General features: G+C 72.1%; 9 protein-coding genes and 1 pseudogene. 7 read left to right on the top strand and 3 right to left on the bottom strand.

Annotated features, from left to right (window positions below):
* The first annotated feature begins 34 nt into the window (after positions 1-34).
* From UIS43_RS07185 to UIS43_RS07170, 4 genes are all read left to right on the top strand, one after another.
* A complete protein-coding gene (locus UIS43_RS07185) occupies positions 35-1,624 on the top strand; it encodes a PolC-type DNA polymerase III (RefSeq protein ID WP_370012842.1) in 1,590 nt (529 codons plus the stop codon).
* A 130-nt stretch (positions 1,625-1,754) separates the two neighbouring features.
* Complete coding sequence (locus UIS43_RS07180; RefSeq protein WP_370012840.1) at positions 1,755-2,144, top strand: hypothetical protein; 390 nt, start codon at positions 1,755-1,757, stop codon at positions 2,142-2,144.
* Between the two features lie 275 nt (positions 2,145-2,419).
* On the top strand, positions 2,420-3,466 hold the full coding sequence (locus UIS43_RS07175) for a zinc-binding dehydrogenase (RefSeq protein ID WP_370012839.1): 1,047 nt from the start codon (positions 2,420-2,422) through the stop codon (positions 3,464-3,466).
* Positions 3,467-3,780: 314 nt separating this feature from the next.
* Positions 3,781-4,605, top strand: coding sequence for a peptidoglycan recognition family protein (locus UIS43_RS07170; protein WP_370012838.1), 825 nt, complete (start codon positions 3,781-3,783; stop codon positions 4,603-4,605).
* Positions 4,606-4,712: 107 nt separating this feature from the next.
* On the opposite strand, the gene UIS43_RS07165 is transcribed toward UIS43_RS07170, so the two are convergent.
* Positions 4,713-5,933: a hypothetical protein gene (locus UIS43_RS07165; RefSeq protein ID WP_370012836.1), complete on the bottom strand. Its 1,221-nt coding sequence runs from the start codon at positions 5,931-5,933 to the stop codon at positions 4,713-4,715.
* 188 nt (positions 5,934-6,121) lie between these two features.
* On the opposite strand from UIS43_RS07165, the gene UIS43_RS07160 reads away from it, so the two are divergent.
* Complete coding sequence (locus tag UIS43_RS07160; protein ID WP_013153737.1) at positions 6,122-6,670, top strand: hypothetical protein; 549 nt, start codon at positions 6,122-6,124, stop codon at positions 6,668-6,670.
* 114 nt (positions 6,671-6,784) lie between these two features.
* Positions 6,785-7,144 (top strand): MmcQ/YjbR family DNA-binding protein, encoded by a 360-nt coding sequence (locus UIS43_RS07155; RefSeq protein WP_019608404.1) that lies wholly within the window; start codon positions 6,785-6,787, stop codon positions 7,142-7,144.
* Positions 7,145-7,192: 48 nt separating this feature from the next.
* Here UIS43_RS07155 and UIS43_RS07150 read toward each other — a convergent pair.
* Positions 7,193-8,133 (bottom strand): annotated as a pseudogene (locus UIS43_RS07150) (VOC family protein).
* Positions 8,134-8,360: 227 nt separating this feature from the next.
* Positions 8,361-8,957: an HD domain-containing protein gene (locus UIS43_RS07145; RefSeq protein WP_013153734.1), complete on the bottom strand. Its 597-nt coding sequence runs from the start codon at positions 8,955-8,957 to the stop codon at positions 8,361-8,363.
* A 233-nt stretch (positions 8,958-9,190) separates the two neighbouring features.
* Between UIS43_RS07145 and UIS43_RS07140 the strand changes: the two genes are divergently transcribed.
* Positions 9,191-10,378 carry an aromatic acid exporter family protein gene (locus UIS43_RS07140; protein ID WP_117198421.1) on the top strand — a complete coding sequence of 396 codons (1,188 nt, stop codon included), beginning with the start codon at positions 9,191-9,193 and terminating at the stop codon, positions 10,376-10,378.
* The last annotated feature ends 63 nt before the right edge of the window (positions 10,379-10,441 follow it).

Raw genomic sequence — 10,441 nt, 5'->3', positions numbered from 1 at the left:
CCCCTTCCCCCAACCCCCCGCATCGGAGGTACGCATGTTCACCCAGGGCCGTCTCACCCGAGGCCAGGGGATCGACCCCCGCCAGATGCTGTTCGCCGTCGTCGCCCTTAACACCACGGGCTACGATCCGGGCCGGGACCGGGTCTACGAGGTGGCCGTCGTCCGTATGGGCGGCGACGGAACCGTGGTGGACGAGTACGCCACCCTCGTCAACCCCCAGCGCCGAGTCGACGCCGACGAACGGGACCCGATCACCAACGAACAGGCGGGGAAGGCGCCCGCGTTCGACCGTGTCGCCGGAGACCTGCTCGCCTTCCTGCCCGACGCGGTGGTGGTCGCGCACGGCCTCGACCACGTGGATCGGTTCCTCGACAGCGAGCTCGGACGCATGGGCGTCCGCGTCTCCGGCGTCCCCGGCCTGTGCACGCTGCGTCTGCTGCGCACCCAGCTCGACACCTTCCCCTACCGGCAGAACCACCTCTACCGGTTGCTGACCGGGGACTGGCCCGCATGGGAGAGCAGCGCCCTGGACAAGGCCCGACAGCGGGCCAGGATGCTGCACATCGTTCTCCAGCGAAGCCCCGCTCTCCTGCGCTGGAACGGCCCCGGACCCGTCCCCGTGCCCGCCGTGCCGCGCACCGGCCTGATCGCTCCGCGCACCATCGGTCTGCGCAAGGGCCAGGAGGGATGGCTGGCCAACATGGTCGCCGGGCTGCCCGACATGAACCCCTCACCCCGCCCCAACCCCCAGGGCGCCGCGGCCTACCGCTCGATGCTGGGCCACGCGCTCGACGACGGCAAGATCGTCGGAGACGAGGCGCGTCAGCTCGCGGACCTGGCCACCGAGGCCGGGTTCACCCAGGCCACGATCGGCCAGCTCCACGAGAAGGTGCTGATGGAGGCGCGCGCACGGGCGGAGGAGGACGGCGTGGTGACCTCCGCCGAACTCCGCGAACTGGAGAGGGCGGCCAAGGAGCTCCGGGCGGGGCACGCCATCCAGGACCTGCTCTACGCCGCCGAGCAGGAGAGGGCGCGCAGGAACGGCCCCCTGAAGGGCTGGCGGATCGTTCCGCTGGGGGAGTCGGAGGCGATGAGCGCCGTGATGGACTACGCGGTGTCCCACGGCGCGACCGTCGGGGTGAACGTCACCAAGACCGTCCGGCTGGTGATCGCGGAGGAGGGGACGGCCGACCCCAAGGCGGAGCGGGCGCGTCAGGGCGGGCACCGGCTGGTCACCCCGGAGCAGGCCTGGGACCTCCTGCACGAGGTCTCGAACCGGTCCGATGCCGGGCTGTTCTCCGATGGCGGCAACGCACAGGTGACCGCCCGGGTGAACGTCCAGCAGATGGAGGAGGCAGAGGAGAGCCGGGGCTGGCAGGCGTACTGGCGCCCCCGGGAGCTGACCGACCAGGAGTATCACCGGGAGTTCGTGGCGCCCTACGAGCGCAGGGACCGGGTGGCGGGCGGGGGCCCCCAGGAGCGTACGGCTTCCCGGACGGCGAAGACCCCTGCCCGCCCCGTCCCTCAGGCCCAGAAGGGCGGCGGCTGCGCGGGCGCGGCGCTGCTGTTCATGGCCGCGGGGGCGGCGGCCGCGGTCCCGGGCCTGCTGCCCTTCTGGGCGTGACCCAGTGGTTTCACCCCCGACCAAGGAGCGAAAAACCATGAGCGGAGACCAGATGCGTACGTGCGGACGGCCCACCAAGTCCGGACGCCCCTGCAAGGTCCGTGTCAGCGGATCGGACGTTGCCTGCGGCATGCACTCCACCGAACAGGACCGTGCTGTCGCGGACGCTCACCGGCGCGGCTACCGGGAGGGGTACGAGTCCGGTACCAGGGCCTCCGGCGAATCCTCCAAGCTCCGCATCGCATGGCTTGAGAAGCAGGTGGAGGAACTCCGGGGGCGCCTCGACAAGGAAACGCGTATCCACGAGATCGGGGGAGACCAAGTCGTGGCTGTCGGAAGGTACGCCTATCGCTGGAGCGGTGAGACACCGCTCGACATCGGTGACCGCGTCCTCCTGCCTGAGAACTACGTCAGCCGTCTGAAAGACGGTCCGGGCCCGGTGGAGGCGACCGTCACTGGTCTGGGAACGACCTACCAGGGACCTCTTGCGTTCGTTCTCCGCAAGCTGGACCGGGAGTAGCACGTGTTCCACAGCGTCGATTCCCAAAGCCGCCGCCTGCCGTGACCGGGGCCAGGAGTCCGGGCCCCGCCCGCGAAGGAGCGGCCCGTTTTCGCGCGCCTTCCAGCAGGCCGCGCCGGACCGGGGGCCGACACCACCGCGCCCACCGCTAGACCGCGGCGTCGGGGCGCCACCGACCCCATACCCGGACGGAACGCCTGGTCAGGGCTTGCGGCCAGGTGCCCGCGGCGGGTCCGTGTTGGAAGGGTGTTGTGTGAGGATGCCACGATGGGTGCATGGGACAGATGAGAGCGGTCGTGCTCACCGCGCACGGCGGACCGGAGGTACTGCACGCACGGAGTGACTGGCCCCGACCCGTACCCCGTGTCGGCGAGGTGCTGGTCCGGGTCCTGGCGGCGGCGGTCAACAACACCGACGTCTGGACGCGGGAGGGGGCCTACGGCCTGCCCGGTGACCCCGACGCGCGGGCCGGTTGGCGCGGCCCCCTCCGTTTCCCGCGCGTGCAGGGCGGTGACATCTGCGGTGTGATCGCCGAGGCGGGCCCGGGCGTCGATGCCGACCGGGTGGGCCAGCGCGTCCTGGTGGACCCGGCCCTGTACCGCGACCACACGCGCGACGCGCCGCCGGTGGGACTGCTCGGCAGCGAGGCCGACGGCGGCTTCGCCGAGTTCGTGGTCGTGACCGCCGAGCAGGCCCACGACGTGACCGGCTCGCCGCTGTCCGACGAACAGCTGGCCGCCCTCCCGGTGGCCTACGGCACCGCCATGGGCATATTGGAACGCGCGGACGTCACCGCCGGTGAGACGGTCGTGGTCACCGGCGCCTCCGGCGGTGTCGGCCTGGCCCTGGTGCAGCTCGCCGGGGCGCGGGACGCGAACGTCATCGCGGTCACCAGCGAAGACAAAGCCGCTGAGGTGCTCGCCGCCGGAGCCTCGCACACCGTCGACCGAGGCGGTGACCTCGCCGAGCAGATCGACCGGTGCGCTCCCGGAGGCGTTGACGCGGTCGCCGACGTGGTCGGCGGTCCGCTGGTCTCCCAGCTCATGCCGCTGGTCCGTGATGACGGGCGGTGGGTCGTGGCCGGGGCGGTCGCCGGACCGGTCGTCGAGTTCGACCTGCGTCGGCTGTACCTGCACAACATCAGCCTCATCGGCTCGTCGATGCACACCCGCGAGCATTTCGCCGCGCTGTTGCGTGCGGCGCGGGGCGGCACGGTCCAGCCCGTGATCGCGGCCCGGTACGCGCTGGACGACCTGGCCACGGCCCAGGAGCAGTTCACGCGCCACCAGCACGTCGGAAAGATCGTCGTCACGATCGACTGACCCCGAGGGTGTCGAAGCCGGACGTCCTCGCCAGCTCGCCCCGTCGCGGCTGTCGGCTGCTCCGGTCTCCCGTTCGTCGAAATGCCGGTGCCTTCTGGCCGAGCCGGGCGGGAAAGAAGGGGAAAGGCGGGAATCCCCCTCCCGCCTTTCCCGCCGCCCCTACAACATCGAACGGAATTCGGCCACCGGGTCTGTGGGTTGCTTTTCTGGCCGGAAGCGGTCACAGAAATACACGATGTGACCCTTTGCGCGCCGTGGGGTCCGTGTTTTTTCATTAACTGGCAAGTAACCCCCGCTATCCCCTGAGGATCCCCATGACCACCACCCACGGGTCAGGTCCGGACAGGCGCAGCATCCTGCGCGCGGCCACCATCGCCTCAGCCACCGCCGCCCTCGGTGCGGTCGGCGCCACAAGCGCCTTCGCCCGACCGGCCGACACGAGTGCCGCCGTCCAGGCGGCCCAGCCCTACCTGTACTGGCGGGGCGCCTGGGGCGCACGCCCGCCGAGCAGCCCCATCCAGGTCCTGGCCGCCGCGCCCCGCTACATCGTGGTCCACCACACCGCGACGCCCAACAGCACCGACTACTCGCTCGACCACGCCCTGAACCTGTCCAGGTCGATCCAGAACCACCACATGGACACCAACGGCTGGAGCGACACTGGCCAGCAACTGACCATCAGCCGCGGCGGCTACGTCATGGAGGGCCGCGACCGCACGCCGGAGGCCATCGCGGCGGGCGACCACGTCGTGGGCGCCCACGTGGCCAACCACAACAACACCTGCATCGGCATCGAGAACGAGGGCCTGTACACCAGCGTGGGCCCGACCGCCGCCCTGACCGACGCGCTGGTGCAGACCCTGGCGTGGCTGTGCGGCGCCTACGGGCTCAACCCCCACAGCGCCATCCTGGGCCACCGCGACTTCAACGCCACCGCCTGCCCCGGCGACGTGCTGTACTCCAGGCTTCCCGAGCTGCGCGACAGGGCCGTCCAGACGATGCGGACCCTGGGCATCGCCATCGCCGCCAGCCGGGAGACGGGCGAGGACGGTCCCACCTACCCGCCCGTGCCCGACGACGAGCCCGAACGCGAGTTCTACCACGGCCCCGCCCGGGGGCCGGACGACTTCTCCCGCTAGGCACGACCCGCACGTCGGGTCGCGCAGAATCAGGTACCCCTTTTGTTCGGCGGACACCGAGCCCCTGTGTCCGGCGGCCCGCACGCGCCGGGCGCTGGCCCCGGGGCTCAAAAGGAGGAGAGCGGGGCCTTCGAAGTCCTCCAGTACCAGTTCTGGGGCTGGTGCTCCTTCTTCAGCCGCGTCCGCGCCCTCCGGAAATGCGCGAGCGCGTCGACGACGGCGCCGGGCAGTTCGGCCAGGTCGTCGGGCACCGGGACGGTCAGCAGGAGGTGCTGCTTCTCGTGGACGAGTACCAGTGACCCGGTCGGGTCGAACTCGCGCAACTGGAAATGGGCGAGGGGTTTGTACTCCTTGGCCTCGGTGGACAGGTGCAGCGTCCTGTTTCCGGAGTCGTCGAACGCGTACAGGCCGAAGGTGTTGAGGTGGAAGACGCGGCGCCGCTCATGGTCCGCGACCACGTCGTAGCGCGTGCCGCGGGCCGCGGAGTCCCAGTAGGTGTGGAGGTCGAGGTGTCCCAGCAGTGTGCCTTCGGCGTTCACCAGCGCGAACAGGAAGTCACCGCCGCGTCGACCGGCCCACTTCGACCAGCCGACCGTCACGACCACGAAGGTGGAGTCGTCGATCGGCACGACGTCCCGCACGTTCTCCGGGTCCGGACGTCCCAGACCCGTCCCGTACGCCGCCCCGAGCTGCTCGACCAGCTCTGTCAGGGGCGTTCCCTCTCCCGACGCGCCGGACGGCGGGCAGTAGCGGGGCGCATGGCCCACGGGAGGCCGCTCACGCATCAGAGCGGTCACCGCGGTGAGCGCGGGCAGCTTCGCGCCGACCGGTTCGGTGGAGAGCGCCACCGTGTTGTCGCCGAGCAGGCACAGCGCGCGCCCGGACGGTGTCAGGCGCGTTCTGAACGCCCACCGCTTCGCTCCGGGAGCCGTGACCTCCTCCATCGCGTCGAGAGCCGGGGTGAAGGCGAACGCCCGGTCGTTCCGCATGGAGTACAGGACCCGACCGTCCGGGAGGAGGCTCAGCGAGCCCGGGTGGTAGCCCCCGTCACCGACGATCGAGTCGGAGCGCCCCCAGTCCAGGAAGGCCTGGGCGACCGGGGTCCCGTCCGGGGTGTACCGGGCCAGCACGTGTCCGGAGGTCTCCTCCTTGTCGCGGTCGGCGTCGTCGTACCGGTAGGGGTTGTAACCGATCTCGGAGAGGACGTAGCGCTCCCCGTCCTGGCCCGTGCACACCGCGTGGTGTTCCCACCAGAACGCGTTGGCCGGGTCGACTCCCCGGTTGCGGACGAACGCCTCCGGGAGACAGATCGGTTGTAGGTGCGTCACGTGCGGTTCCCCTTCCTCGCCTGCTGGTCGCCATGACCTTAGGGGGAAGGGATGACGGTTCGGAGCCCCGCCGGTGCGCCGCGGGGACTCCGCCGCGTTCAGGTGCGTTTCCGTGCCCGGACGGCCGGGGGAGGGGCTCGCAGGTCGGCCGGCTTCCCGGCCGAGCACCGGTGCCGGATACTGGGCCCATGGCGATCATCTACAAGGCCGATCTCACACCGAGCAAACCCGAGCTGATCGGCGCCTGGCTGGACGCTCAGCCGTGGGCGGGCCGGGGGCCCGGTGAGATCCTCGGCGCGTACCGGTTCGACGACCCGGAGGGCGAGGTCGGGGTGGAGGTGTTCCTGGTCCGGCGCGGGGACCGTCTGCTCCACCTGCCGCTGACCTACCGGGGCGCGCCCCTGCCCGACCACGAGGACCACCTCGTCGGCACCCTGGAGCACTCCGTCCTGGGAACGCGCTGGGTCTACGACGGCACCGAGGACGAGGTGTCCCTCGCCTGCTTCCGGCGGGCGCTGGAGGGCGGGCAGGAGCAGGCGGAGCTGGAGGTCTGGGAGGAGGGCCGCCGCCTGGAGAACAGGTCCCAGCAGGTCGTGGTCTCCAGGGAGCCCGGCACCGGCGCCCCCCGGGGCGGGCGGGTGCTGGTCCAGCGGGTCCTGGACGGTGAGCCCGAGGGGAGCGTGCGGCTTCTCGCCCGGTGGGGCGACGAGCGGGCGGTGGTCGCGGCACTGGTCTGACCTGCGGTCCGTCCTGCCCGAGCGGGGCCCGCCACACGCGGGGCCGGGGTCGGCGCCGACGGACGGCCACCCGCCGCGTGCCGACCTGTCGGCGGCGTGTGGTTGGCTCCTCCCATGGGTGTGGAGATCGAGCGGTTCGTGCGGTTGGTGAGCGCGCTGCCGGAGTGCGAGTCCAGGGACTCGGACCAGTACACGACGTTCCGCGTGCGCGGCAGGCCCTTCGGCTACCTGTGGCCGCGCACCGCCACCGTGGGGCTCAAGCAGACCCTTCTGGAGCAGACCGCGCTGGTGGCCGAGCGGCCCGAGGTGTTCGAGGTGCAGTTCACCGCGGGCGGGTTCGGCTGGGTGGTCGTCCACCTCGACGGGATCGACCTGGACGAGCTCAGCGAGCTCACCCTGGAGGCCTGGTACCTGACCGCCCCGGAGGAGCTGACCGCCGCCCCGCCGACCCCGGCGTCCCTGGTCCGGGCCTGACCCGGACCAGGGACAGGGGCCTTCGTCCGGCCCGGACGGCGGCCGCGGTCAGCGGTCCAGGAGTTCCTCGGCACTGGTGCCGGGAAGGGCGACCGTGACCTGGGTGTCCCACGGGTCGCGGAGCACCACCGACCTGCCGGTGTCGGCGTGGGCCAGCTTGTGCTCCCTCAGGCGCGCGACGAGCGCGTCGAGGTCCTGGCGCGCGGGCACGGTGATCGCCACGTCGCCCAGCCCCAGGCTCGCGGCGCGCGGACCCGCGCCTGCGCTCTGCCAGGTGTTCATCGCGACGTGGTGGTGGTAGCCGCCCGCCGACGCGAACAGCGCGCCCGGGTAGGTGTCGACCGTGGTCTCGAACCCGATGGCGTCGACGTAGAAGGCCCTGGCGGTCCCGATGTCGCCGACCTGCAGGTGGACGTGTCCGACCCTGCCCGCCCGGTGCGGCCCCTCGGCGACGACCGCCTCGTCGAGGTGCGTGCGCAGGTAGTCGTTGGGGTCCAGGTACAGCGTGCCCATCCGCAGCCGCCCCTGGTCGTACCTCCAGGCCGACCGGTCCCGGTCGGTGTAGAGCTCGATACCGTTGCCCTCGGGGTCGGTGAAGTAGAAGGCCTCGCTGACCAGGTGGTCGGAGGAGCCCACGAACCGGCTGCGCGGCTCCTGCGCCGCGCGGTAGACGGTCGCGGCGAGTGACGCGGGTCCTCGAACAGGAACGCGGTGTGGAACAGCCCGGCCTGGCGCGGGTCGACGGCGGGCAGCCCCGGGGTGGAGACCAGCCGGACCATGGGGGTCCGGCCGCGGCCGAGCACGCGGTGCACCTCGCGCCCGTGCGCCCTTTCCTCGACCGGCTCCAGGGCGAGCGCGTTCGCGTAGTACGAGGTCATCGACTCCAGGTCGCCCACGCGCAGGGTCACGGCGTCCATGCCCGCGTCGTCGCTCAGGTGGCGCTCGTCCGGGGACGACGCCCGCGGTGCCGTCTCGGTCGCATCGGACATGGTGGTCTCCCAGTCAGTAGGTCCGAGGGGTTTCCCGTGCCTCGGAGGTCGGGCTGTTTTGCCCCAACAACACCATCCTAGGGAAGTTTCTTCCTTGTCAAATAAATGTCGTGCGGCTCTCTCCGCCGGTCCCCGGGAAGTGGCGCACCGGAAAGGGGATCGCCCGTTCACGGCCACCGCCCCGTGGACGGGCGCCTCGTCCGGTCCGGCGGCCGACTGAGTCCGGCTCAGACCAGGGCGTGGCCGTGGGCGGCCACGAGCGGGGCCAGGTCGGGGACTCCGAAGCGCGTGCGCAGCTCCTTGAAGCGGGTCACCTTGTCCTCGCCGAAGCGGGCGACGGACGCGGCGTAGGAGTCGGCGGAGAAGAACACCGGCGGGTTGCGCTTGCTGTGGAACTTGTCCGCGTACATCACCAGCTCCTCCTCGGCGGACTCGGCCACGTAGTCCCCCTCCGGAACGGGAAGCCCCTGGTCGCGGATGTCCTGCCGGGTCAGCCCCACCCCGGTGTGGTGCGAGCAGAACCGGCACAGCGCCTCGGGCAGCCCCTCCCCGGCGAGGATCTCGTGGCCGAGCACCCCGTGGCTCACGTAGCGCGCGTGGTCGAGCCGCCCGGAGGAGTCGTACAGCCGGTAGACCCCGATGTCGTGCAGCAGGCACCCCGCCCGGACCAGGGCGCGGTCCAGCGCCGGGCCGGAGCGGTCGAGCAGCTGCTCGGCGACCGCGCACACGATCTCGCAGTGGGTGTGGACGAGGTCGAACGCCTCGCGTGTGGGCGCGTGCCTCTCGTGCAGCGCTCGGATCTCTTCGTCACTCGGGATCACCATGTCCCCGACGGTAACCGCAACGGCGGCCGCACCTTCCGCACGGCCTCCTCCCCACCCTGGTGGGGGAGGCCGTACCCCCGGAGGAAGGGCGGTGCGGGCGGCTTCCGTCCAAGTGGCGCGGGGCTTTTGTTTTCGGAGGGTAATCATGTGATCCTCGTGGGTAGCTGTGGCGGCAGTGGCTGTGTCCACGCGGGCGTGCGGAGCCCGCCGGACCCGGAGGCGTCGGGAGGGGCATGCGGTCTCTGAGCGGCCTCGTCCGCGCCGGAGCGCGGTCGGCCGCCCGCGCGGGCTCGGCGGCGCTGGACCGCCTGTCCGCGGACGGGGGTTCGGTGGTGCAGGCCACGGTCGCCGCGACCGCGGCGTGGATCATCGCGGGCGGCCTGGTCAGCGACCACTCTCCCTTCTTCGCGCCGATCGCCGCGGTCATCGCGCTCAACGCCGCGGGCGGGGAGCGGGGGACCAACGCCGTGCGGATGCTGCTCGGCGTGGTCATCGGCATCGTCGTCGGTGAACTGGCCCTGCTCGTCACCGGCGGAGGTTACGGGGCCCTGGCCGCCGCCACCGGCGTGGCGATGGCGATCGCCGTCGCCGTCGGCGCGGCCCGGCTCGTGATAGCCCAGGCGGCGGCCAGTGCGATCCTCACTGTGGCCTTCGCCGGGACCGGCAGACTCACCGACGCCCTCATCGGAGCGGGGGTGGCGCTCCTGCTGAGCCAGCTCCTGTTCCCCGCCCGGGTGGTCTCGCGGCTGCGCCGGGCCGAGGCCGCCGCGCTGGCGGAGATGGTCCGCCTGCTCGGCGCGACCGGCCGCGCGCTGGAGGAGGACGAGGACCCCTCCCTGTGGACGGTGGACCGTCTGGGCGCCCTGAGCAGGCCCATGGCCGACCTCAGCCGCGCACGCGAGAACAGCCACAGCGCGGTGCGCTGGTCCAGGGCGCGGTGGACCGACCCGGAGCCGCTGCGGTACGAGGACGAGCGGGTCGACCGGCTCATCATCCTCGGGGAGAGCTGCCTGTCCCTCGCTCGGACCACCGCCGCCACGGAGAGCGGCGAGCGCCGGCGCCTGGCACCGGTGGTGTGCGAGATGGCCTCCGTGCTCGACGTGCTGGCCGAGGGTCTCGGAGACCGCGCGGCGCGCCAGCGCGCGGTCGACCGGGTGCTCGGCCTGGTCGGGCCCTTCGACGAGGACGCGGTGGACGACCCCGTGACCGGGGCGGCCCACCTGTACGTGCGGATGGTCGCCACCGACATCATGCTGTTCGCCGGTCTCGAACCCGAGGGGGCCGAACGGGCACTGGCCGGAGAGGACGAACAGACGCGGGTCGCCCACCCGCCGCGCGAGCCGTGGCTGCCGTGGGCGCCCCGGGGACGCGCCCGGAGCGGGGACCGGAGCCGACGCCGTCGGCCGTTCCGGCGCTCCTGAACCGTCGGGGTTCGGCGGCGGCCGTCGCCCGCCTCCGGGCACCCGGCACCGCCGAAGGGGCCC

The organism is Nocardiopsis sp. LDBS0036 (assembly GCF_041228755.1).
In the GTDB taxonomy this organism is placed as follows: Bacteria; Actinomycetota; Actinomycetes; order Streptosporangiales; family Streptosporangiaceae; genus Nocardiopsis; species Nocardiopsis dassonvillei.
This window is presented reverse-complemented; position numbering and strand designations above follow the sequence as displayed.

Excerpts from the sequence above, each read along its gene's own strand:
- UIS43_RS07180 (WP_370012840.1), top strand. The coding sequence starts at position 1,755 with ATGCACTCCACCGAACAGGACCGTGCTGTCGCGGACGCTCACCGGCGC.
- UIS43_RS07185 (WP_370012842.1), top strand. The coding sequence starts at position 35 with ATGTTCACCCAGGGCCGTCTCACCCGAGGCCAGGGGATCGACCCCCGC.
- UIS43_RS07155 (WP_019608404.1), top strand. The coding sequence starts at position 6,785 with ATGGGTGTGGAGATCGAGCGGTTCGTGCGGTTGGTGAGCGCGCTGCCG.
- UIS43_RS07145 (WP_013153734.1), bottom strand. The coding sequence starts at position 8,957 with ATGGTGATCCCGAGTGACGAAGAGATCCGAGCGCTGCACGAGAGGCAC.
- UIS43_RS07140 (WP_117198421.1), top strand. The coding sequence starts at position 9,191 with ATGCGGTCTCTGAGCGGCCTCGTCCGCGCCGGAGCGCGGTCGGCCGCC.
- UIS43_RS07175 (WP_370012839.1), top strand. The coding sequence starts at position 2,420 with ATGGGACAGATGAGAGCGGTCGTGCTCACCGCGCACGGCGGACCGGAG.
- UIS43_RS07170 (WP_370012838.1), top strand. The coding sequence starts at position 3,781 with ATGACCACCACCCACGGGTCAGGTCCGGACAGGCGCAGCATCCTGCGC.
- UIS43_RS07160 (WP_013153737.1), top strand. The coding sequence starts at position 6,122 with ATGGCGATCATCTACAAGGCCGATCTCACACCGAGCAAACCCGAGCTG.